Here is a 25,209-nt window from a genome sequence, read left to right as displayed (position 1 = left end):
TTTATTAATTTTTGTATGATTTTGTACAATTTTAAATATAGATTTTTTTATAAATAGGAATTTTACACAATCGTCAAAATCTAAGCTAAATGCTGATATTGGGCGAAAAAGCTCTACTATCGCCTGTGAATTATCTGATTTTCAAATGTTAATTCAAGAATAGCGTGTTTAGATACTCTTTGGGCGCCTTTCCGTACTCTAAAAGATAACCTGTAGCTGCCCAAAGGACAGATTTTCGTAAGATAGGTAGTTTAAAATCAGAAGTGGCAATTTTTCTTATAAGCACAAAATCATCAACAGGTAATTAGTGTCTCGAACAGAGAGTTTATCAGCCCCTAGTATTCAAAAGTAAGACAGTGAGGTAGCAGCAGCTAAACGTTGGATTACTAAATATACAAATCTGTTTGAGCCGAGTTGGGTGACTCTGTTAAGAGATAACCTGTCTTACTAACAGATTCGCTCACTTTTAGGTACTCCCAAACGCTTTTTTCATGATTTGCTCCCCTTAATTACCTACTTGATTTTTGATTCGCGATCGCATCCGATTTCTTTCACTCTAGCTGAATTTAATTTGATTTATCCTGCCAATTCTTCCTAGAGCGCCAAATTTAGAATTGCTGGAAGTAAATAAACCAACAAATAACCTGACACGCAATATGTTAAGATTAACTTCCTCGGTTTGGTTAACCAGCAAATTTTCTGCTTAAATATGGTTCAGTACACTCTCGCTCAAAGCCCAGAAATTATCCTCACTGTTTCTGGAAAAGATTCAGCCAAAGCTCGTGACAAAGCTATGGATCAGTTGATGGAACTGATGGATGCAGGTAAGCTATCCACAGAACTTGATGAAGGATTTAGTCCTCAACAATTAATCGAGATTAAAGAACCGACTATTGATACCGCTAACGGTGAGGATAGCATTACACAAGCTGTTCAAGTTCTGAGTAACCTGGCCACACTTAAGCTGAAGGTTCAGGAATCAGGAACTGAAGCGTTGGAAATTCGCAAAGCGGTTGATGTCCTGTTTACTGACGAGGCGGTAACTGAAGAGGAAATTGCTCGACTCAAGGAAGGTTTTAAAGTTCTCAAAAACTTTGCCCAAGCTAATGTGCGTTACCAGGAAGCTCGAGCTAAAGCAGAACAGGCCCGGCAGGTTTTGGATCAAGCTCTCAAATCGTCTGACAAGTAACTTTTATAGAATTAGATGGATTGAAAACATCTTAAATAATGTAATTAAAACTCAAAAAGACAGGCTGCTATGCCTGTCCTTTCTTTTACTGGGGCGCTAGGATTCGAACCTAGGGATGGCGGGACCAAAACCCGCTGCCTTACCACTTGGCTACGCCCCAACAACTTTACTCTATTTAATATAGCAGTTAGTACTAGGTTACTGTCAAGTATTTTAATAGTTGATTTCAGACAATAGATTTTTACAGCAGGACATTAATTTGTCACAATTCTTACACTTAAAGTTCACATAAACAGCCAAAACCACAAAGTTCAACGAGCATGATGCCAGCGATGCCTTTGCATTTCAATCTGCTCTGCTTGAGTAGGAACATCTTTGGGAAGCCCATCAGAACGTATCCTTGGCAGGCAAAACAATAGTGTAGACTATCTAGTCTGCTCTCCGTGAACCTAGCCCATCAGAAGCAGCAGTCTGTAGCCAATCGGTGGAAACGGCAATACTGGGTTTTAGAGAGAACTTTTTGCTTTCAGCAAGGATTACTCAGCTTTTACTACTCCATCCTCACCGCCTACAAGTCGATAACAGTTATGTTTCAACAGCACTTGCATAAAGTTAACTCTCTGAATAGTGGAAAAAACCAACTAGTAGATAATACAAAGCACTTATCTCGAATTTATACTAGTTTTACCATACTATAGCTAGTTTTTTATAATCCGTGAGCTACAGCTAAATTGTCAATAGTAACTAATTAATCAATTGTAATTAGTTCGAGAGCAATTTTTTGTCTAGTTATGAAATGCAAAAGATTAGCTATTTTAATCAGGAGAATTATTGAATAGCTACTTTGTGATTTAGTAAGTATCCAGTTACTGGTTTTATCAGAAAACATAGCTTTACCTATAGACATACCTTTGATCTTTTCAAGTATTCCATAATTAGCAGTTTTGAATACCGAGCCACAGTTAGGTGCTATATTATCTTGATGTTCTTTTGCCCAAATTTGTCTTGAAGTTATAGGATTTTCGGTGAATTCTGTTCGTTCAAACTTGAAAACTGCACTCAATATCAGTTTTGAGTGTATACCAGTAAATACAGTTTTTCGATAATCTCGGACTATTTGACTATTTGTAAGTGTTTTTATACATCCATCCTCAAAAAAAGTTACACTTTCAACAAAGTCATATATTGTACATCCATGTTGTTTTCCTCTACCAGCGTTCATTGCTAATGCACCACCAATAGTTGCTGGTACAGATGCAAGATAATAGAAAGAATTCATGGAGTTTTGGTAACAGTACTTTAGTACTTCCATAACTGAAACAGAAGAAGACACTTCGAGTCTGTTATTAGATAAAGAATTTGTGTACTTAGGTAGTTTATTTTTAAGTATCAATGATTGGATATTTTTTCTTACAAATAGCGTGTTAGAGCCATTTCCAATTATGTAAATATTTACTTTGTTTTCTTTAGCCCAATTACAGTACTCCTGAAGGTCATGTACACTATTAATCTCTCCTACTGGCTCGAAGTGATGTCGTGTTTTATAGTGCGAAAGATTGTGTGATGTTAAAGACTCGATCTTTAAGTTAGTCATCTTAATTCTTTCTACTCCTTTTGGACTTTGGACAAAAATAAACAGTTAACCTGTAATTTAGCGAACACGGTATATCCCTAAAAAAAGGATAGTCACCAGTCCGCCAATGCATAATACCACCGATAACACATCATTAGGTGCGTACTGACAGAGTATATTTAAATTAAATCACAATTAGTGGTAAAATAATTTTGCGTAATAAAACTGATGTATGTTTAGTTTTGTAAAGACTTTAGAATGACCTATTTTGGAAGTATTTGTTGGCTTCAAATTTCGTTATAGAAGTTGATTTTTTAACCTATTAGGGGTGAAAAGCATACGTCAGTCGATAACCCACAACTAGAGTTATATATCGATTGCTCTTTGTAAAATCGCTTCGACTAAATATTTTTTTGATTCCAGGATCTTTAACTCTAGAGTACTAGATACTGATTCATAGTCAATCTTAAAGATTTCCTCGTTGAGTAATTGATGTTTTAGCTTACCTGAAAATATCCGGTTTTTCAAACCCAGATCAGCAAGCAAGTCTGTTACTTTATTCGATTTATCGCTAGGAACAAATGCGCTAAAAAGTTTCTGAAAAATAATAGAAAATACAGTGCCGTGATAAGTATTAGTTATGATATAAGATGCTTGGCTATATAATCCAATCCATTCTTGTGGACTAGCAGTTTCTAGATTTATTTGCGCTAATTTATTAGCGTTACCAACTGAAACTATAGTGAGGTTTTGATCTTGTGCGAGTAATTTTATAAACTCTTCCTCTTCTGGTTCTAGGTCAGCTTGAATATATAACAAAAGATATTTATCTTTTATTTTTGGAGGACTTTTAAGTGCATCATACTTAATTAGAAAAGTAGGATCTAAAACCTTTATAGCTTCTTTATTACATTCATTGGTAATAATTTTTAAACTATTAGAATCACGAACTAAAATAGTGTGAAACTGATTAATCAAGGTACATATTTCTTTTTGAAAATCTCCTAATTTTATGGTGTTACCAAAACTTGCTGCATAACTTATCTTACGAGTAGTTTTATTGTTAACAAAATCCAAAAAGAAAGAAGAATTATATCCTCTAAAAGAATCTAAACACCATATTTGGTCACTACCACATATTATTACATCATACTTGTCATGATAGTATTTCAGACCTTTTTTATCATAAATTTTCCTCTGGCTTAATTTAATATGAGAAAGTAGAAACCGTCTCATTTTCCAAGATTTTGAAATATTGATGAACGATTTTTCATTAATCCGAATTTTTTTGCTTTCATTAATGCTAAATTTTACCTTTTTGAGCGGAAGTAAAGCCTTAAAATACAGCAATGCTATCTTAAAAGGCCGATAATCTATTATTTCAACATCATAGCCTTGACTATTAAGAAAACTCCAGAGAGCATAAGCTTGCAATGTTGCTCCGTAATTGTCTATATGGTGAAAAGTTAGAATTCCGATTTTCATCTTTGCTTTCTCTGATAAACTATGAGTCTGGCGTTAATTTGACAGCTAAAATCTTTGCTAACTAGTTTTACGAAATTGAATAAATTTAACTTTTTTCGTTAATAAAACTAATTATATTATATTTAGATACATTGAATGAATTCAGAAAATTTTTGTTTGTTCTTCATTATTTATCACATAAGACAGTTCATGCTCTCTTTTTTATTTTAGTATTCAAACTTTCTGCTAAGTCAAGTAGCCGTCTGAAAAGCTTTGGCGATATTACTGAGAGAATAAAAATATAAGTCGAGATACCGAATAACAATGAAATAGCCAGTAACATCCAAGATTCAATAAATGTTTCCAAGAAATATTTAGTTGCTAATATAGTTCCAAACATTGCTGCCGAAGCTACTAAAGGTACTATGTACAAGCGCAGATAGTTAGTTAAATCAATCTTAACAAGTTTATTAATAGCTAATAAGGAAATAGGTAATATTAAATAACCACGGACTACATAAGCAGACGCAACAGCTACAATACCAAATTTGACTACCAGAGCAAAACCGACGACATTAGTAACTGTATTTATTATTTGTATCCATAGCCTCCAGGAAGGTTTGCCCATCGCCATAATTACAGAATTATTATAGAAGAAAATTAGGTGTATAGGACCTATAAGCGATAGTACTTGTAATACTGGAATGCTTTGAACCCACTGCTCACCAAAAAAGACTTTGATAAATTCAGGTGCCAACACTGGTACGCACAGAAATACTGGGAAAACAATGAGACTTGTGAACTGAGTAGCACTATAGAAAGCACTTAATAACCGTTCTGGCTCTCCCTGCAACCTAGAAAATATTGGTAGTGCAACCTTAGTTGTGGTAGTGATTAAAACTTGCATCATTACTTGTAGTAATTTGTAAGCAATCGAGTAATAGCCTAATGCAACAAGTCCTAGAAAGTAGCCAATTAGAAAGGAATCAGATCGACGATTGAAAAAGTTTATTATGTTAAACGCAAATATATTAATTCCAAAGGCAAAAAGTTCTTTAGCATGTATAACAGAAAATTTGAATCCCGGTCGCCAATCGCTAACTCGCCATAAGACTAAAACCTGCACTAAACTACTGGACAGTTGTTGACCTACAAGACTCCAGACACCAAAGTGTAAAAAAGCCATCACTACGCCAACTATACCACCTATTATCACTGCTAATAGTGAGCGTATTGCTAAACTTCTGAAGGCAAACCGACGTTCAAGAACCGCTTGCTGCACGCTGCTCAACCCACTAAATGCAAAGCTTATAGATAAGCATTGAATAATTGGTATTAACTGCGGCTGTTTAAAGAAATCAGCTGCTAATCCAGCGCCAGCAATACTTAGCATAGTCAAGAGTATACTGATTCCTAAAGTTGTCCAGAATGCACTGTCCAAGTGTTCTGCATCTATCTCCTGACGCTGGATAATCGCTACAGAGAATCCTTGGTCAACGAAAATTTGTACAAATTCAATAAAAATATATGCTAGAGCAATTAAACCAAAAGTTTCTGGACTAAGTAAACGAGCTAGGATAAAGAAAACAACTAAAGAGATTGCTTGGCGTCCCCCACTTTCGATAGCAGTCCAAATTACGCTTTTAACAGCTTTTTGCCGTAAATTTGATGAATTTTGAGGTGATTCCATTAAAAGTTTCCCGATGAAAGAATCTAAAAGTATTTTTTTTGATTATTCTAGTTGATATGTGTATCAACAATCTTATGTTACACAGAACACATATTCCTTTTCCTTAATCCCCAGTTTGTTGAAGGAAGACCGCTGCAATACGATTTGATGATAGTAGTTGCTTGGTAGCCAGCCAAATAAACAGTGGAATGGTTTTAGCATAGCGGCCACAAAGTCGTCGTGGTTCTTGAATCCATCGATACAGCCATTCAAGTCCTAAGTCTCTAACTATGCGAGGTGCGCGCTTGCGGATTCCTGCATAAACTGGAAAAACTCCACCCAGTCCAATCATTACAGCTTGTATCTTACCCTTATGTTGAGCTATCCAATTTTCTTGTTTTGGACATCCCAGAGATACTAAGACAGCGCCGGCACCACTAGAGTTAATCTTTTCAACCAAAGCTTCGTCTTCAATTTCAGTCAGGGGACGAAAGGGTAGAGGTTCCATCGCCGCAATCTTCATCTGAGGAAATTCGTACTCTAAGCGGCTTCGCATCTTAGAAAGGATTTCTGTTTGGGAACCTAGAAAGAAAACACTGAGATTTTGTGTTTGAGTTAGCTGACACAATGCTAGGAAAATATCCATCCCCGCAACACGGTCTTGGTAACACGCTCCCATTTTCCGCATCATCCATACGAGAGGCATACCATCAGGAGTAACTATATCTGCATTTCGTAATACGTTGGCAAATTCTGGTTCCCAATGAGCCTCAATAAGCATATGTACATTGGCTACGTATACACTTTTACTCTCACGTCTACTCGCCCATTTAAGTATTGTTTGTACCTGGTCATCAAAGCGTAAAGCAGTAATGGGAAAATCAAGCACTTTTTTAGTAGGTAGAAGCACTATTGCCACTATAAATAACTCCTGTGTCGAAGAAAAGAATCCATAGATTACCTAGACCATTCCGAATATTGAAGAATTCAGATTAGATGACTCCTAATTTTTTGAAGGATTCTGTCATCGTTGGAAGTTAACATATGGAGCTCCAATTGCCTTCTTAGTAGATTTTAGTTTTCCCGATAATACTATACTAATTTATTGCTGTGTTTTAGTTTACTGTTTTAACTAAAGGATTTCAGACGCTGTTTGACAAAATTCATACTTCCTTCATAATTAATTTTTCGTTGGTTCATCCAAGCATTACAATTGTGATAAATTTTTAGTAAGTACGTATTGTATTGCGTTATTTTTATTACAAAAACAATTATGTAGCAAAGCAAAATACCAGGCAGTCAGTCTACTGATTTTGATACGTAAGTATGCGCTTAAGAGGTTTGATTCAAAATATAATAATTTGAAGAATAAGCTAATAATTTTTATGATAATTTTAACCTATATTCCGCGGGTGCGTAGGCGTAGCCCGCCGCAGGCATCGCAAATGCTGTATTTTTGAAAATGACGTAAATTTCGATTTCTCAAAGACCCTTTATTTTTTACTTCCAGTATATTCCTCAATTCGACTGACCGAGTTGCTGCACTAGCAATGATTATGGGTTTGCCTATTAGGTATACGGTATACGCGACCTTGGTATCTTAGAGTCTGCTGTAGCGCAACCAAAAATGACTTTAGGGGGAGAAGACTTATATCCTACAATTGATATTTTCTGCAAAGGCTGGATTTCCTAACTTTTTTTATAAATAACCATACAGCACTTCCGACAGCTATGAGGTACATTTTCAAAGCTGAAAGCTATGCTAGGAAAGGGCAAGGAGAAAAACTGTATTGCATAATAGCGGGAAGCGCTGTATAGTTATCACTCCATACCTTGTTGCTTAAACATTTCCATCAATTTACGTTTACGAGCGTGGGCTTGTATCAACTTTTCACGATAGCTTAACCAATCAGCCTTCTTCCCAGATTCCAAGTAGGCAATACGTGCCTTTTTCAACCATTCAACCGCGTAGTAGTAGTATTCTGCTTTACCTGCATCCATAATCTTTTCGGCACGGCGACAAGCATTAGCAATCACCCAACCAGGATTGTGAGGGATAGCAGCATTCATGACTCGGTGAATCAATTCTGAATCATAAGAACTGAGTTCACTAACGATCGCAATTGCATCATCAATTAGCCCCTCATGCAAGAAAATATCCACCTTGGCTGATTCTGTTCCCCAACCACCAGAAGTACGAATAATTCTCAGCAGGTCTATTTTGATACTTTCCCAGTTTTCTCCAGCCAATTCTTCCATTTTTTGGTAGTCAACAAAGGAAGGCTTGAGTTGGAAAGCAGCCTTAATTGCTAATAAAGCAGCTTCATGATTACCCAACTCAAAAGCTAAATCACTTGTCCAAATTCCCAATTCGTACTGACAATTACCCGGCAGATTTAATCCATTCTGGGCTATGTCTAGTGCCTGCTGTAATGCCTCCTGAACGCTTAGTGTTTTCGCTAGAGCGAAGGCTTCTTCCATTGAGTTCATCTGGGTTTGAGCGGCATCAATTGCTTCTTCCACCCTGCCTAAACGCCCTAGCATTGTAAGATACTGCTGGGTTTGCCCTTCCGCTTCTGCTAAATACAGGTATTCTTGGTAACGTTCTTGACGTTCGAGAATTTTCAGCCGAATTAGTGCCAAATCATCTGCATAATCGGGTACATCTTCTTCCCAAGCTCCCCTTTCGGTGATATTACCTTGGAGAACTTGCAGCAACGGTGGATAATCCCAACCTTGGCGTAAAGCCTCCATAATCATGCCAAAATCAGCATTCCACTCATCTTGCCAGGCTTCCAAATTTATTTGAATATCAACTTTTTCTTCTGGGGTGAGTTCGGCACTGAGAATTGCTTCACACCAAGCCTCATTTAATTCCCCGATAATTTCATCATTTTCGATGCCGTATTCTGCAACATCGTCCCAATTTTCTACACAGGTAGAGGTAATCGCTTCTAAAATAGCGATCGCATTCTCACCATCTCCACGTTCGCTAAAATCTACAGCAGTTTGCACCACACTCAGCAATTCCTCGGCAATCGGGTCTTCTTCGTACCCCTCCTCGAAGCAGCGCACAGCATCCCGAAGAATCTGGCGCACTTGTCGCCGAAAGGGAGCCGAATCAATAGTACTGCGGCGCACAAATTTTGTGGTTTTTTCCTGGACATCAGGACTCGTCATCAAACTTAAATGGCGGTCAATCGCCTCAATCAGTGGTGGATATTCTGTCACCAACTCTTGCAGCAGCCTTTGAGTTTGGATATGATCCAAGCGATCAAGTAGTTGTTCTAGGGTGGGGCGCTGCTCAATATTTTCTGAGTTACGCGCACAGACGAGCATCGTCGCTACAACGTGTTTGCACCACCCATCAAGGTCGTAGACACAGGTGCAGTTGACTGAGGTTAACCCACTGCTATCGAAACTCAGGTTGACATGATAAGGTCTGGGTTGACTGCCCATCACATCTGCCTGAATCAGATCACCACGTTGAGTAACAGCATTGACAGCACCAGCCTCATAGTATGCCTCGCCTCGCTGGAAAGATTTGGCGTTGGCATGACGGCGGATAGTAAATTCACTGATTTGAGGAATAGACATCGAGCGATCGCCTGCGTAAATCCTTTGGATGAATCCTAAATCCAGCTTATGTGTTAGCCTAACCCGCTGTAAAGAAAAATATCTAAGAGTTAGGAGCAGTGCTTTCAAGATGAGTCTGGATAAGACTGCAATTTTTATTCATTAACTAGCTCTGAACTCGGAAATTCAAGCTTAAAACTCGGAAGTTGAGCCTCTGAACTCGGAAGTTGAGCCTTTGAACTCGGAAGTTGAGCCTTTGAACTCGGAAGTTGAGCCTTTGAACTTGGAAGTTGAGCCTTTGAACTTGGAAGTTGCACCTTTGAACTCGGAAGTTGAGCCGTTGAACTCGGAAGTTGAGCCTTTGAACTCGGAAGTTGAGCCTTTGAACTCGGAAGTTGCACCTTTTAACTCGGAAGTTGCACCTTTTAACTCGGAAGTTGCACCTTTTAACTCGGAATTGTCCAAAACTCAGCACTGAGTTGGTAAAATGTTGGGTTTTGTTCCTCAATCCAACCTACACATTTTTATTTTTTAGGCAAAACCTATGCACTATTGGGGTCACTCCTAACTCTCCACTCCCTTTGTAGTATAAAAAAAATAAGTATATGGATTTGACTATAATTACTGAAACCATCCATCTTTTTGCCAAAAGCGCGTGAATCATAATTTCAGTTAGCAACACCAAAACCTTAAAGGGGTTGCGCTGATTGCCGGTCAAGTTGAGAATAAATAGGCGAAGAACACAGGGAAACTAACGTGAGTCAAGGATTTGATTACGATTTAGTAATTATCGGCGCTGGTGTAGGCGGACATGGCGCAGCCTTACACGCCGTAAGTTGCGGTCTGAAAACAGCGATTATTGAAGCTGCTGATATGGGAGGAACCTGTGTTAATCGGGGCTGCATTCCTTCTAAGGCGCTGCTAGCGGCATCTGGACGTGTGCGGGAGTTACGCAATACCCACCACCTCAAATCGCTGGGAATTCAAGTTGGGAGCGTAGAATTTGATCGTCAAGCGATCGCTGATCATGCCAGCAATCTCGTCTCGAAAATTCAAGGCGACTTAACCAACAGCCTCAAACGTCTAGGAGTCGATATCATCAAAGGCTGGGGCAAAGTTGCTGGGGCACAAAAAGTCTCCATCACCGGAGACGGTGGTGAAAAAAACATCACAGCCAAAGACATCATCCTTTCGCCTGGTTCAATTCCTTTTGTACCTCCAGGGATTGAAGTAGACGGCAAAACTGTCTTTACTAGCGACCAAGGCATCAAGCTAGAATCACTACCAGACTGGGTGGCAATTATTGGCAGTGGTTACATCGGCTTGGAATTTTCTGATATTTACTCAGCTTTGGGTTGTGAAATCACCATGATTGAAGCCCTAGATCAGTTAATGCCAGGATTTGACCGCGATATTGCCAAACTTGCCGAACGGGTGCTGATTACTCCCCGCGATATTGAAACGAAAGTGGGGATATACGCTAAAAAAGTCATTCCCGGTTCGCCTGTAGTGATTGAGTTAGCAGATTTCAAAACCAAAGAAGATGTAGATGTCATCGAAGTAGATGCTTGCTTGGTAGCCACAGGACGCATCCCGGTGACACAAAATCTCGGTTTAGAGTCTGTGGGCGTGGAAGTTGATCGGCGGAATTTTATCCCAGTTGACGATCGCATGGCAGTCTTATCAGGGGGTGAAGTAGTACCGCATTTGTGGGCTATTGGCGACGCTAATGGCAAGATGATGTTGGCACATGCGGCTTCAAATCAAGGCATTATAGCGGTAGAAAATATAGTTGGGAGGGAAAGAACAATAGACTATCGCAGCATCCCCGCAGCCGCATTTACCCACCCAGAAGTTAGCTATGTCGGCTTAACTGAAACAGCAGCTAAGGAGTTGGGACAAACCGAAGAATTTGAAATTGCCACAAGTAAGAGTTACTTCAAAGGAAATTCCAAAGCGTTGGCAGAAAATGAAGCCGACGGTATGGCTAAAGTGATATATCGCAAAGACACAGGAGAAGTCTTAGGTGTCCACATTTTCGGACTGCACGCCGCAGACTTAATTCATGAAGCGTCAGCAGCGATCGCAAACCGTCAATCTGTTCAAAATCTCGCACATCTAGTTCACGCCCACCCGACACTTTCGGAAGTCCTGGACGAAGCTTATAAACGAGCGATCGCCATCTAAAAGTTAGGAGTGAGAAGTTAGGAGTTAGGAGTTAATAATTCCTAACTCAGCACTCCCAACTCATAACTCAGCACTGATTATGCAAAAGTCATTGGAGAATCTTTGGTAAAACAACCAGATCCCGGCGCTGCGTAGGCGTAGCCCGTCGTAGACATCGCCCGTATATTACCGAGGAATTTCTGAAAGAAACACCTTAAGAGCGCCTTTAGCACGGGATAACTACACAGAATTGTGGGGCGATCAAGCAGACTATGCGTAGATACGCAGCAGTTTGCCGTTAAGTATCATCAATATCTTTGCTAAATCTTCATTGCTAATCGAATCAAAGTTATGAACAACTAGTTATTTATTATGTAACAATTTATTCAAAAGACATAAACTCTAACTAATACAAAATCTCAAATATGAAATCAAAAATTAACTTCATGGAGCAAATTCCTCTACCTTCACCTATTCACTACGAACTTATACTTCAACTTTTAGAAAGACAAACCATGTTAGCGGTAAATGACAATCCCGATTTACGGCATCAAGTGAATCAGCTAATTATTACTCTCCGAAAAGCTGCCGTACAACAAAAGCGACTAGAAGAAATTTGCGAGTTTTCCTCTGTAACTGTTGATTACCGTTGGTCGATTAACCATCATAACGGTAGTAAAGTTGTCGCCCCAGATTAAAGCTGATAACTTATTATCTAAACCTCAAATTTGGCATCTTTGTTAGGTTAGCTTACCGCCGCCAGAAAGGAAGAATCTTTGTATGTTGAAAAGGGCAGTACTCATAACTTCCACCGCCCTTGCCTGACTCAAATGCACAGTTTGGGGTGCAATTGAAAGTGAGCTAGAAAGATTCTGGTCACAAAAGTTTGTCTGTTTTGCAAAAATATCTATTGATATAAATTTAACACAGTTATTTTTATCTAACTACTAATACCATGTCCGCTTGATTACTTATTAAATCCTAAGAACCCCAAAGAGCCAAAGCTATGCTTTGTCTCTCCTCCTGCGGCTACGGTGTACACACAAGTCCTAAAGTTATTACTTCTACATCTTCTTAATTTTTTAAGAAGATGTAGAAGCAAATTTGGAATTATTTAGCGTTGGAGTTGAATATAGTTACTTAAAACATATAAATTACTAATAGGGGCTTTTCTCCGGATATAGCAGCTTAATACGCTTTTGCCGTAATGCTAATTCTTCTTGGTGTAGCTGCTCTAACTGCTCTACTATCTCTTCTTTTACCCCTATAATAGAAGCCATTTGGCGAATTTTTTTCTTTTCCTGTTCATGAAGTTCTCCATCAGCAGCAGAAGCTCTAATTGCTGTGAGAAGTAAATCTCTTTGTGCAATAGATACTTGAGGAGAGCGAGCAATTACCTCTTCTATATCTTCATCTGCTTCGTATGCTTTTAGCTCTTCAATTACCCAGTCTGCTACTCCCCAGGATGCACAGAATCCAATAGCCCAATCTTTTTCTTCGCTTGAGAGAACTCCATCTCCTTTAGCGCAACATAAAACTGATTTCATATAAATGCAACAATCTTCATCTGTCGGGATCTCGCTAAAGCCAAAGAACCAATTAAATATCCAAGATTGACCAAGTTTTTTGATGTCAGACATAAGTTTTACTTCTATTTACTAATTTTTGTGTGTCTATTCCAGCGTGGAATAACCCTGAAATATTATTAGTATTAGAGCAAAAATACAAGGACAGTTAAGAAATAATTTTTGGACACTTAAGACAGTTAACAAAAATGTCTGAATATGCAAATATTTCCTAGCAAAATGCTTGAGATTAAATATATATTAATGGGGCTTGAGTAGCAGGCGAACCGAAAACTGGGATAAGCTTGAAAGTCTTATTAGATACATTGGTGACAAGTTAAGGAAAAGAGGAAATTGTCAAGGGTGGTATTTCGATAGGTCAAAAATCGTGAGAAACTCAATCTAGACAGTAAGGCAACAGACCCCGTTAAGTATTTTGCTGACCCCCAAAATCGAGACTTAGGTATTATCAAACAGAAGCGAAAACCAAACGTTAAGTTAATTGTCGCTCCTTTTCCTGATCTCCAACGAGGGTCTGACCAGCTTTTTTGCAACAATTCTCTCAAAGCCTCTTGACAAAAGACTTACAGCCTTAACTTGTCACCAATGGCAGCCCCTAATCAGCCATTCCCATGCTCTGCGTGGGAACGAGAGAATGTTGTCTCTCTAACTCCCCAACTTTCGCTAACACGGCGATCGCCTCTCAGACTCATAGTAACTTTTATCACTCTTTTTTTAGGAATATTCCTGATACGCACTAACTTTGTCTGTCAAAAGAAATGTTGGTGCAAGTCAAATGAAATACCATGAGTGATATTAGCCTACTGATGATGGGCGTGTTAACAACAGCGCCAATATCTGCGCTCAATCTACCAGCACAGCCTGTAATTGAGTCGAATAATTTAGTGGAACAGTCAGCACAGGAAAATTTATCTCAAGTAGTCCCACCTGCTGAAATTACACCGCCTGAATTTGTGCAGCCAAATATAACCACCTCATCAGCCATAAAAAATAAGTACGAAAATATACTTAAAAAAAGTCGAGGAAAAATTCAATTCATAAGTTCCCCTAACTTATCTGAATTAAAAGACACTCAACTTGTAACAGAAGTAGCACAGAACCAAGAAAACACAGAAGAATTTTCTCTATCTCCTCAGCCTCCAGACTCAGATAACCAAATGTCTCAAGTCAACTCAGTATCGCAACTTGAGGATGTGCAACCCTCTGACTGGGCTTTTGGTGCTTTGCAGTCTTTGGTAGAACGCTATGGCTGTATTGCTGGATACCCCGATGAGACTTATTTGGGGAATCGTACCATTAGCCGTTATGAATTTGCTGCTGGTTTAAATGCTTGTTTAGAGAAGATTAACGAAGCGATGCCTGCGGCGGGCTACGCCTACGCTAACAATAAAATAAATAATGAAGATTTAATCTTGCTGCAAAGGTTGCAAGGCGAATTCAAACCAGAGTTACAGCAATTACAGCAGCGTGTCGAGGCTGTCGAAAACCGGACTAGTGAATTACAAGGTAATCAGTTTTCCACAACTACCAGACTATTTGGACAAGCCGTTTTTAGCGTTCAGGGAACCAATAGCCCTGATGTGGATTTGTTTCCTAGAGATGGTGTACCTGAACGCCAGGGAAAAACGAATCTAACTTTCACAAGTAGCGCCCAACTAACCTTAGCAACTTCGTTTACAGGGCGAGATTTGTTGTTAACAGGGCTGTCTGCGGGTAATTTGGGTTCTGCTGCATCGTTAGTATCTACCAATATGGGGCGGTTAGGTTTCGAGTCAAATACAGACAACAATTTAGTTATTAGTGATTTATCTTATCGATTTCTCGCCTCGGATAACTTGGGAATTGTCTTGGGTACAGTGGGAGTCAACCCCATCAACACCTTTCGCGGTATTAGCCCTTTAGAAGGTTCTAGCGATGGTGCAATTTCTCTACTTGGTCAACGTAACCCAATTTTAGGTATTGGCAACGGCACCGGTGGTATAGGCTTTGACTGGCAAATTAGCGATCGCATTAGTTTACAAGGCGTTTATAGTGCGGAAATTCCCAGTTTTCCTGGCAACATCAACCAAGGCGGACTGTTTGGCGGTAGATTTACTGCTGGCGCTCAGTTAAGTTTAGCACCTACCAATAACATCGATATCGGCGTGCATTATCTTTATTCCCACTCCCCAGATGGCTTACTGGGAAATGGCATCGGTGATTCTCAACTGATTTCGCCTTTTGCAGATGCTACAGCTTTCGATACCCAAGCAATTGGCACTACCGTTGCTTGGCGAGTTAACCCTAACTTGCAGTTGGGCGGTTGGGGTGGCTTTACTTCCTCCAAACCATTCAACATTTCTGGAAGTGTGGAAACCACCAACTGGATGGTATTCGCGGCTTTTCCCAATTTGCTGCGTCCTGGGAATTTAGGAGGCGTTCTCGTAGGACAACCGCCTAAAATTACTTCGAGTACTTTACCCGAAGGCTTTAATTTTCCCAACTTTTCTGATGGGGGGACAGCAGGCGGACGTAGTGACACATCAATTCACGTAGAACTTTTTTACCGCGCCCAGTTAAGCGACAATATTGCCCTGACTCCGGGCTTATTCGTCATTTTCAATCCTGATCACAATGCTGCTAACGATGCTTTAGTAGTTGGGGCATTGAGAGCAACTTTCCGGTTTTAATTTTATACCGATGTAAATGTAATTAAATATGCTGTTTCCATACTGATTAATTCAGTATGAAATGCTTTCATCACTCAATGAGAGCAGGGAAAATCTGTGCGTATTTTTTTGATATGTCATTAAATGAGCAAATTTTTCATGAAATTACATTCATCAACTCATACCAGTTGGAAAAATGTTAGCGACAAATGGATTTACACAACCCATATGCAGAAGGCAATTCCCAATCCAAAATCCAAAATCCAAAATCCAAAATTCTATCAGTTGGGTTGTGTTGTTCTTAGCAGCAGCAGTTTAGCCGCAGTCATCATCGGTTTAGGTGGAACAAGTGCTTTCGCTCAAATCACAATTCAAAGCACTGGGACATTATCAGGTACTATCCAACTTCCCAGCATTAATCCCAACTTCAATCAAAGCACTACTCGTGTTGATACAGACGACACGGGAACTTACTCCCGGAACTTAGGTTCCAGGAACAGTCCTAATTACGTTCCTGTATATAAGTCAGATTATGTACAGATGAGAACACGCTCTGATGGTAGCCTGCATTACTTTGTTGACTTTAAAGGTATTCCGATTGTCTCCTTCAACGGCGTTCTCACTTCGCCGATTCTCTCTGGCGGTGAGTTGACACCCTATAAATACCAGGGAAGATTGGCCGGAACCACATTTCAAGGAGTAGTTCAGGATGAATTTAATCTCACAAAAGCCTTATACACTGGTACTGTCACCGATCCAAACACTGGAAACCAGTATCAGGGTACTTTTGAAGTAAGTGGCTATGGAGTGCGATATAGCGATCGCAATGGTGGTGCAACCCCCACAGTCTTTGATTTCAAGTCTGATATCCCAGGTTCACCAAAGGTAACTTCTTTGGAAATGACTAACTCACCCTTGGCGAGATTAACAATCAAAGTACCTGCAACTGCAACTCTCATAACTCCCACACCAGTAATTGGCGGTGGTAGTACACCCACTCCTCCATCTGTAATTGGCGGTGGTAGTACACCCACTCCTCCACCTGTAGTTGGCGGTGGTAGCACACCCACTCCTCCACCTGTAGTTGGCGGTGGTAGCACACCCACTCCTCCATCTGTAATTGGCGGTGGTAGTACACCCACTCCTCCACCTGTAATTGGCGGTGGTAGTACACCCACTCCTCCACCTGTAATTGGCGGTGGTAGTACACCCACTCCTCCACCTGTAATTGGCGGTGGTAGTACACCCACTCCTCCACCTGTAATTGGCGGTGGTAGTACACCCACTCCTCCACCTGTAGTTAATGATAGTAGTGCGATCGCTCCTCCACCTGTAGTTAGTGATGTTAGTGCGATCGCTCCTCCACCTGTAGTTAGTGATGTTAGTGCGATCGCTTCCCCGATAACTACAACGTACACATTGGGGGCTAATTCTCCATCGCTTTCTACTACACCTAACATAGAATTCAGTAGTGGTAATTCTCTGGAGGTTAATCAAGTAGTTGTGAACCCTGAAACCCTTGCTCAAACTACTTGTTTACAGGATTATACTAATAGCTGTACAATACCGACCTTACCCAAACAAGCGATCGGCCCCCGGAGTCGAGTGCTACTGCGTTAGTTATTTAACCTCGTTAGTTCTCAAGGGATTGCACAATTATTCTAGGCTTCTTGGCAAAAGCTTTAGGGTGCTTCTGGAACTCGAATTGGGCAGAATGAAATCAATAATAATAGCTAGGATAGGGGCAACATTCCAGTTAGGAAATTCGACCGGAAGTTATTTAGTGGCCTTTTTGTGGTTCATGCTTCCATTCTGTGGTAGATTTTACCCGGATGATTTTCTAGCTATACTAGTGGCTTAAGCCGATTGATTGATAAATTTCATTCCCCAGTTTGAAATACACAAAAACTCTAGGTTTCGGACATCTATATCAGTGTGCATTTACTTTTAACTGACACAAAAATCTTGTCTGATGTTAGAGGAAATCAATTTCCTTGGGTATTAGAAAAACTTTATCAGTCAATCACTGAGATTAACCCTAAAACGACAAAGTAAATCTAGATCAATCAAACGTCTTCTGAGTTAGCACCTATGAAAGAAGAATTGATAGCCAGAGTTGTGCAAGTCTTGCGAATTAATATGAGTTGGATGACTTGGAATTTATTTCTAGCTTTTATACCTTTGGCTTTGAGTGTGTGGCTATTTCGCATCAAGCGGGGTGGCACTTGGCTTTGGTGGCTAGGATTCTTAGTTTTCTACGCTTTCTTACCAAATGCCCCATATTTGCTAACTGATGTAATTCACCTGATAGATGATATCCGCACGATTCAATCGGTGTGGATGATTACTTTGGTACTAATTCCTGTATATTTGCTAGTAATTCTCGGTGGATTTGAAGCTTACGTAATATCGTTAATTAATTGGGGTCACTATTTACATCGCATCGGTAAAAGCGAATGGATCTGGAGGGTTGAATTGATTACCCACGCTCTCTGTGCTGTTGGTGTCTATTGGGGGCGATTTTTGCGTTTCAACAGTTGGGATTTTATTACTCAACCTGATGCCGTACTGACTAAAGGTGTTGAAGAGATCCTTGGTAAACAGCCATTGGTAATTATTGCTATCAGTTTTGTGATACTTGCAGGTTTGTACTGGATTATGAAACGAGTAACTTTGGGTTTTGTCAGGCAACCAAAAAATGCATATCCTATCAAGACACAATCAGCCGATTCTAACACCCCAAACGTAGGATGATCGAATTTTAGATTTTGAATTTTGGATTTTGGATTGAAAATTCAAAACCGTTCGGCTGAGGCTCACGGCGAAGCCTAAAATTTAAAAAAGGTTACAAGCAAGCGAATTTATACTCGCTCCGCGAGAAGCAAGCTACGTGAAATAAATCTAAAATCCAAAATTAAATGACAAGCCCCTGACTTTAGGTATGAGGTTAATCTAAAATCTAAAATCCGAAATTGTGTGACTCGCCGACACTTTGATGATCTCAAAATTGTAGCAGAAAATTCCCAATCTCATGGTCGCCATTTATAACGCGGAACCCACTGAAGGACTTCTTTAGCGAGTTGGGTGTTAATCAAGGCTTTGTAAGGTTCATGTTCATATTCATCGCCTCCGCGCCAATCCACTTCAGGAAGTAGAGATTGAGCCATTTCTTGACTAGTTCGATGCGCCGAAGAAATATCATCAGCGCATAGTAGCAAGGTAACATGACCTGGATTAGGGCAGTATAAAGCGTATCGCGCTGCTTCTGCGGCGTCTCTCACATCCAGAAAAGCACCGTATTCCCAAAATGGATTCCACTCAAAATTGGAATTAGCTTGCCGATTGGAAATAATAAAATCGTAAGTGTCTTCATCAAAAACACCTGGTGGTCGCAGACAAATAGTTGAAATACCTGTGCTATCAGTAAAGTATTGACACATTTTTTCACCAAGGCGTTTGGAAACGGCATAAGGGGTGGTTGGATAACAAGGATGATTGTCATCTAAAGGAAGATAATCCGGTTTTCTCTCGCCTTTAAACACTCCTAATACATCAACACTGCTGAAGAAAACAACGCGTTTGAGTTTTGCCTCTGCTGCTGCTGAAAGAATATGCCAAGTTCCGAGAAGATTAACCGCCATTATCTTATCCGACACATCCTCAGAGTTTCCAAGTAGCGCCGCCAGATGAACAACTGCATCGCAGCCTTGAAGTGCCGAACGAATTTCATTTGGATTTAGAATATTATGACCATTTGCAATATCAAAACCAATCACTTCGCATCCGTCAGTACGCAGAACTTTTTCAACAACTGAACCAATCATTCCTTCGTTGCCAGTAACTAATACTTTCATAACACTCATGATGGTTTATGATATTTACTAATATGCATATTTAGCATCAAAAACATTTTAAAATTTTACGTAACTCTGGCAATTTTGGATTGAAGGAAAAATCTAAAATCTAAAATCCAAAATTGAATTACTCCTAACTAATGGAGTTTTCGTCGTGCTGCTGCTAAAATTAAACGTTGTTCAGCACGAGCGATCGCTTCATATATTCGCTCTACTGCTTCTGGTTCAACAGAAATGGAAGTAATACCCCATTCCACTAACTTATCAATAATTTCTGGATAGAGAACTGGTGCTTGACCGCAGATTGAACAAGGTATACCAGCACTTTGAGCCATTTTGATGAGTTGAGCGATCGCACTCATAACTGCCGGATGACGCTCATTAAATACTTTTGCTAGCTGTCCTTGTTCTCGATCCACTCCTAGCAGTAATTGGGTTAGGTCGTTTGTACCAATAGAAATTCCAGCTACACCTGCTTTGACATATTCTGGCAGTAAAAACAGTACGCTTGGCACTTCTGCCATCATCCACAATTGAAACTGCGATACCTCAGTTAAAAGAGCTTGCTCAACTTTGCGACGGCAAAAAACAAATTCTTCCACAGTCCGAACAAAAGGTAATAGTAGGTGGACATTACTGTAGCCAGCTTGCTGTACAGTTGCCAAAGCCTTCAATTCTAACTCAAATACAGCAGGATTACGTAAATAGCTGAAAGTGCCATGTTCACCCAACATAGACTGCGGTGAAGATTGTAAACTATCACTCAATGATGGTAAATCTGGCGATCGCCAATCTAAAGAACGATAAAAAACTGGTCTTGGTGAAAAGGCACGGGCAAACTCCATAATCTGGTTTGACCATAGCTCTAACAATTCTGCTTGACGCCCGCCCAAAATCCAATTATTAGGATGTTGCCCTTCCAATATGTTTAATACCATCAATTCTGAGCGTAACAATCCTAGCCCATCCACAGGCAAGCTTTGCGTTTGCTCTATCAAACTAGACTGACTCAAGTTAACCAGCAATTGAGTAGCAATCATCGGTAGATGAGAATGGGATGCTTTAGGGTGATGAGAAGAAAGAAAATTTTCTCCCACTTTTCCCCCTTCGCCCTCTCTCCCTGTTACCATCTCCTGTTTTGAGTCTCCTTTGATCCGATAAACTTCTCCTCTATTGCCATCAAGCAGCAGTCGTTCGCCAGTTTGGATTAAGGTTGTGGCAGATGTCGCGTTCACTACTGCTACGATACTTAATTCTCTAGCAAGAATTGCGGCGTGGCTGGTTAATCCCCCTTGTTCAGTTATAATACCAGCAACTTGTTGCAATAACGGTAACCAATCAGGTGTGATTGTTGATACTACTAAAATCACTCCCTTGGGTAATTGTTTGGGTTTCTGTTGTGGATTAGTAATTACCAGAGCATTGGCCACAACACGTCCCCCTGCTGCCCCTAGTCCCCTGAGAAAGTGGACGTGGGAAATTACAGATTGGGGAGTACTAACTTGTGTTACGTAGAGTTTGCCAGATGTGGTTTGCCCAGCGATAGTCCATTTAATGGTAAATGTTTTACCTAGTTCACTCACCAATTGAGTTCCGAGAGCAATTATTTGTTGTAAGTATTCTTCTTGTAAAGCGTACTGTTTTTGTTGGGCTTCCTGAAGTAGGTAGGTAATCAGACAAGTGTTATCTGAGGTTAGTATTGACTTCGGCACAGGTTGCGAAAAAGCTCCAGGTGCTGCATCATCAACAGCATAAGCCAGCGTTTTCTTGCCTAGCTGTTGCTCAAGCACAACCCCAGTTTCCGGTTGAATGTAGTACATATCTGGCTGGACTTCGCCAAGAGCGATCGCAATTCCTAATCCCCAAGTAGCTTCAATTTCCCACCCAGAGGGGTTGACTCTGAGCAAGCCACTAGCGATCGCATTTTCAACAGGTTGCACCAAAACTGCTAGATTTATTTGTTGTAGGTCAATTCCGGCTCGCTGCCAATATAGTAGACTTCTCGCACGAAATATCTGACTCCAGGTACGCTTTAATCCAAAAGCGATCGCTTCGGGTTCGCAGTGACAAAACACCGACTCTAGCAACCCAGATATATTTCCCATACCTGGGGTCGCAGTTGATACTGCTAGAGTAGGTCGGAGAATCAAACAGCCAGTTTGCCATTCTCTTGCTGCTTGGAAAATTGTACTCACCCACTGCTGTGGTACTGTGGCAGTCAGAATTTCCTGGCGCAAGCGACCAGCCACTTGTTGAAGTTGACGCCAATTAGCTACATCTAGGTATAACGAAGAATGGGGTAAGTCAGCAACTAATGACTCTGAACTGTTAAGATTTTCGAGAAATTGTCGCAAAATTTCCGCCGAAATAACAAAACCAGGCACCACCGGATAGCCACGCTGGATAATTTTGCTTAAGTAAAACGCTTTTTCACCTACTTTGACGCGGTCTGGTAGTTTAATTTGGTCTAGCCAGTAGAGTTTATCCACTCAATTTGTTAGTTGTCAGTTATCTATTTTTGTAGCCACAGCCATTCCCTCCCGGTACTTTATCATACGTAAATCCACTGGCTCCTTATTAGAAAGAGTTTTCAGCATTTACGTTTAATTTTGCCGACCTAGTTAGTAATTAATTGCTAGTTACACGATGTAAAGTTTGGAGCGCTGGCAATGCTTACTCACAGCGCTCCAAACTTTTCAAGAGAAAGCGTCCTTATTTCAATCACCTAGATTTATTATGGGGTTACCCAGCACTCAGCCGCGTGATTCAGGGGATTTCTCGGTGCTGGAGAAATTAGGCGTTAATCTTGCCAGCAATCATAATATACCTCAGTAAAGCTGTCTTTTGTGCCAAATTATGAACGTGAAAACTTTTTGCGTAACTGTCCAATTGGAAACTCTATGAAGTGATAAATCCCATAGGCTAATCCAAAACAAATTAATAGAGAAATCCCTCCTTGGATAACTTTAGGAAATTGAGGTAGATGTCTCATAACAGCGAATATTACAGTGAAATGGACAAGGTACAGAGAGTAAGAAAGTAAACCAATAAAACGCACCCAATTCAAATTTAACAATGGAAATAATCCCCAATTGGGAAAGCGAATAGCGGCAATAAAGATTGGGTATAATGCAATTCCCTGTATCGTATAACGAAAGGTTTCTTGAAATTCAGGTGAGCGATATACGAATGAAAAGAGAATTAAGATTATTCCTCCAGGCAGAAAGAAATACTTCCATAACTTGTTAGAGTGATGTTGAGGGTCCATTATCGGATTATGATTAACTGCCAAGGCACAGCCAAATAGAATACTATCTAGCCGAGTATCTGTTGCGTAAAATACACGTGTTGAGGAGGCATCAAAACCATAAACCAGAATGCATCGCCAAAGTAAGACAGCTAAACATAATCCCCAAAGGATTTGCATTTGTCTAGCTGGACTCATACGCAGTTTACGTAGAGCTAGATAAAGCAGTGGGAAAAGTAAGTAAAAGTGTTCTTCGACAGCGAGAGACCAATATACCCAACTACCAGGAGCTACTCCTTGAGCTAATCCAAAAATTATATAGTAGTTGGCATAGTGCAAAGCTTGAGACAAGAGCGCGGGCAAATAAATAATTTGTTCCTTAAATAACCCTAAGGCAGTTAAGGTAGTTCCTAAAATTAACACTAGATAAAATGACGGCCAAATACGCAGTATTCGTCTTATATAAAAGAGCTTAAAATCAATACTCTCGTAGCGATCATACTCTCGTCTTAGAAGGGTTGTTATTAAATACCCACTGAGAAAGAAAAATACTGTTACACCGAAGCCTCCGGGAATAATATTTCCAAGTCCTGCATGGGATACAAACACAAGTAAGAAAGCAACAGTTCTTATCCCATCGAGAGATGGTATGTAAAATCTTGAATGTGCATTTCCACCAACTGAAGTCTCTGGATTACTTGCAGGGGAAGTTGTTGACAGTTTTTCCAAGAATCTTTACTCCTTGATGGTGCAAAAGAATAGGCTGAAAAGTTTGCGACATCAAGAATCCAGCTAAGTTATCTGATATACCGCACTTTTACAGACATATTCTGTTTTTTGTAATTTTTATTATACATTACCCGGACAAAATTTCGATATTACACAGATTCTGCATGAATAGATCCACTCAAAGTTTTGCCCTCCGCAGGTTGTTTTATCAAAAACTGAATTTTTCTAAAATGTCAATAACTCAATGAGGATCAAAGTAGATTAAAATTATTCAGTGGCTTTTCACTCGACGAAAAGCTAAACCTTTTCAACCAAAATTATTATAAATGTTGAATTATTTCTCCTGCTTTCACAAAAAGAATTTGGGAGGACTTTAACCACTGGGAATCAAAAGAACCTAAGTGAGTGGTAGTAATCAGGGTTTGAAAACGGTCTTGAATAGCATCAAGCAATTGATTTTGGCGGGATAAATCAAGCTCGGCAAGAACATCATCAAGCAATAGCAATGGTGGCTCTTTGACAACTTCTTCAATTAATTGTAATTCTGCTAATTTTAAGGCTAGAACCAGCGTTCGTTGTTGACCTTGAGAACCATATTGACGAGCGGGTGTCTGGTTAATAGTTAATTCTATTTCGTCTCGATGGGGGCCAACAAGGGTAGTACCTTGGTGCATTTCAGCAACGGCTCGCTGCTGAATTTTCACTAAAAAAGCTTGCTGCACTTCTTCTGGATGCTTATCCTCTAAAGGAATATTAGGCAAGTACTTAATTTGCAGAATTTCCGTACTGCCACTGATACTGCCGTGCCAAGCGGTAGCAATAGGAGCTAGTCGTTGGATGGCGCGATCGCGTCGTCTAATTACCCTGGTTCCTGTGGTAGCTAACTGTGCATCCCACAGAGCCAGTTCTGAGTGCTGAGTGCTGAGTGCTGAGTGCTGAGTGCTGAGTGCTGAGTGCTGAGTGCTGAGTGCTGAGTTCTGAGTTTTCTTTAAAAATGCATTGCGCTGGCGTAACACATGATTATACTGCTGCAAAATGTGAGCATAAACTGGTTCGAGTTGAATTAAGAGTGTATCTAACCAGTTGCGGCGACCTTCGGGGCCGCCGCGTACCAGTTCTAAATCCAAGCTGGAAAATTGGACTGCATTGAGAACGCCGAGAAAATCCATTTGGCGGCGGATAGATTCGCCATTGAGAGCAACGCTACGGCGACCATTGCGGCGGAGGGTTAAAGTCAGATCACTAACGCCTGTTTCTCGCTCAAGGGTGGCATTAATTTGGGCTATGACTTCCCCTTCTTGAACTAAATCGCGATCGCGGGTCATTCGGTGCGATCGCAATGTCGCCAACAACTCCACCGCCTCCAACAAATTCGACTTTCCCTGAGCGTTATTACCTACCAAAATTGTTTTAGCAGCAGTAAAATCAACCTTTTGGTCTTGATAATTGCGAAATTGTCGGAGGTTTATAGTTTTGAGGTACATAGTGGGGAGTGGGGAGTAGGGAGT

17 protein-coding genes and 1 tRNA gene are annotated in these 25,209 nt (G+C 40.3%); 7 read left to right on the top strand and 11 right to left on the bottom strand.

The window, feature by feature from the left end; genetic code table 11:
- Positions 1-709 precede the first annotated feature (709 nt).
- Entirely contained in the window at positions 710-1,189 is a 480-nt protein-coding gene (locus tag F8S12_RS24485; protein WP_196518910.1) for a hypothetical protein, read from the top strand.
- 88 nt (positions 1,190-1,277) lie between these two features.
- Here the strand turns inward: F8S12_RS24485 and F8S12_RS24480 are convergent.
- The 6 genes from F8S12_RS24480 to F8S12_RS24455 all read right to left on the bottom strand — a co-directional run bounded on the left by F8S12_RS24480 (position 1,278) and on the right by F8S12_RS24455 (position 9,492).
- A tRNA-Gln gene (locus F8S12_RS24480) sits at positions 1,278-1,349 on the bottom strand.
- A gap of 588 nt (positions 1,350-1,937) precedes the next feature.
- Complete coding sequence (locus F8S12_RS24475) at positions 1,938-2,783, bottom strand: FAD-binding protein (protein ID WP_196518909.1); 846 nt, start codon at positions 2,781-2,783, stop codon at positions 1,938-1,940.
- A 345-nt stretch (positions 2,784-3,128) separates the two neighbouring features.
- Positions 3,129-4,247, bottom strand: a complete 1,119-nt coding sequence (locus F8S12_RS24470; RefSeq protein WP_196518908.1) for a polysaccharide pyruvyl transferase family protein — start codon at positions 4,245-4,247, stop codon at positions 3,129-3,131.
- 187 nt (positions 4,248-4,434) lie between these two features.
- Positions 4,435-5,916: a lipopolysaccharide biosynthesis protein gene (locus F8S12_RS24465; RefSeq protein WP_196518907.1), complete on the bottom strand. Its 1,482-nt coding sequence runs from the start codon at positions 5,914-5,916 to the stop codon at positions 4,435-4,437.
- Positions 5,917-6,019: 103 nt separating this feature from the next.
- Entirely contained in the window at positions 6,020-6,817 is a 798-nt protein-coding gene (locus tag F8S12_RS24460) for a WecB/TagA/CpsF family glycosyltransferase (protein ID WP_196518950.1), read from the bottom strand.
- Between the two features lie 899 nt (positions 6,818-7,716).
- A complete protein-coding gene (locus tag F8S12_RS24455; RefSeq protein WP_196518906.1) occupies positions 7,717-9,492 on the bottom strand; it encodes an SWIM zinc finger family protein in 1,776 nt (591 codons plus the stop codon).
- 214 nt (positions 9,493-9,706) lie between these two features.
- On the opposite strand from F8S12_RS24455, the gene F8S12_RS24450 reads away from it, so the two are divergent.
- The 3 genes from F8S12_RS24450 to F8S12_RS24440 all read left to right on the top strand — a co-directional run bounded on the left by F8S12_RS24450 (position 9,707) and on the right by F8S12_RS24440 (position 12,335).
- The gene (locus tag F8S12_RS24450; protein WP_196518905.1) at positions 9,707-9,949 is read left to right on the top strand and encodes a hypothetical protein; all 243 of its coding nucleotides are present in this window, start codon (positions 9,707-9,709) and stop codon (positions 9,947-9,949) included.
- Positions 9,950-10,227: 278 nt separating this feature from the next.
- A complete protein-coding gene (gene lpdA, locus F8S12_RS24445; protein WP_196518904.1) occupies positions 10,228-11,658 on the top strand; it encodes a dihydrolipoyl dehydrogenase in 1,431 nt (476 codons plus the stop codon).
- Positions 11,659-12,083: 425 nt separating this feature from the next.
- Entirely contained in the window at positions 12,084-12,335 is a 252-nt protein-coding gene (locus tag F8S12_RS24440) for a DUF5340 domain-containing protein (protein WP_196518949.1), read from the top strand.
- A 459-nt stretch (positions 12,336-12,794) separates the two neighbouring features.
- Here F8S12_RS24440 and F8S12_RS24435 read toward each other — a convergent pair whose 3' ends face one another.
- Positions 12,795-13,277 (bottom strand): TerB family tellurite resistance protein, encoded by a 483-nt coding sequence (locus F8S12_RS24435; protein WP_196518903.1) that lies wholly within the window; start codon positions 13,275-13,277, stop codon positions 12,795-12,797.
- 731 nt (positions 13,278-14,008) lie between these two features.
- On the opposite strand from F8S12_RS24435, the gene F8S12_RS24430 reads away from it, so the two are divergent.
- The 3 genes from F8S12_RS24430 to F8S12_RS24420 all read left to right on the top strand — a co-directional run bounded on the left by F8S12_RS24430 (position 14,009) and on the right by F8S12_RS24420 (position 18,625).
- The gene (locus F8S12_RS24430) at positions 14,009-15,892 is read left to right on the top strand and encodes an iron uptake porin (RefSeq protein ID WP_196518902.1); all 1,884 of its coding nucleotides are present in this window, start codon (positions 14,009-14,011) and stop codon (positions 15,890-15,892) included.
- A gap of 138 nt (positions 15,893-16,030) precedes the next feature.
- The gene (locus F8S12_RS24425) at positions 16,031-17,491 is read left to right on the top strand and encodes a hypothetical protein (RefSeq protein WP_230968242.1); all 1,461 of its coding nucleotides are present in this window, start codon (positions 16,031-16,033) and stop codon (positions 17,489-17,491) included.
- A gap of 471 nt (positions 17,492-17,962) precedes the next feature.
- Positions 17,963-18,625, top strand: a complete 663-nt coding sequence (locus F8S12_RS24420) for a DUF1361 domain-containing protein (protein WP_196518901.1) — start codon at positions 17,963-17,965, stop codon at positions 18,623-18,625.
- Between the two features lie 275 nt (positions 18,626-18,900).
- Here F8S12_RS24420 and F8S12_RS24415 read toward each other — a convergent pair whose 3' ends face one another.
- The 4 genes from F8S12_RS24415 to recF all read right to left on the bottom strand — a co-directional run bounded on the left by F8S12_RS24415 (position 18,901) and on the right by recF (position 25,185).
- A complete protein-coding gene (locus F8S12_RS24415) occupies positions 18,901-19,725 on the bottom strand; it encodes an NAD-dependent epimerase/dehydratase family protein (RefSeq protein WP_230968241.1) in 825 nt (274 codons plus the stop codon).
- Between the two features lie 137 nt (positions 19,726-19,862).
- Complete coding sequence (locus F8S12_RS24410) at positions 19,863-22,214, bottom strand: putative PEP-binding protein (protein WP_196518899.1); 2,352 nt, start codon at positions 22,212-22,214, stop codon at positions 19,863-19,865.
- Positions 22,215-22,579: 365 nt separating this feature from the next.
- Positions 22,580-23,701 carry an acyltransferase family protein gene (locus F8S12_RS24405; protein WP_196518898.1) on the bottom strand — a complete coding sequence of 374 codons (1,122 nt, stop codon included), beginning with the start codon at positions 23,699-23,701 and terminating at the stop codon, positions 22,580-22,582.
- Positions 23,702-24,021: 320 nt separating this feature from the next.
- The gene (recF, locus tag F8S12_RS24400; protein ID WP_196518897.1) at positions 24,022-25,185 is read right to left on the bottom strand and encodes a DNA replication/repair protein RecF; all 1,164 of its coding nucleotides are present in this window, start codon (positions 25,183-25,185) and stop codon (positions 24,022-24,024) included.
- Positions 25,186-25,209 lie beyond the last annotated feature (24 nt).

This window comes from Nostoc sp. WHI, assembly GCF_015714725.1.
Lineage (GTDB): Bacteria > Cyanobacteriota > Cyanobacteriia > Cyanobacteriales > Nostocaceae > Nostoc.
The sequence above is the reverse complement of the archived record's forward strand: the minus strand, read 5'-3'. Positions and strand labels throughout refer to the sequence as shown.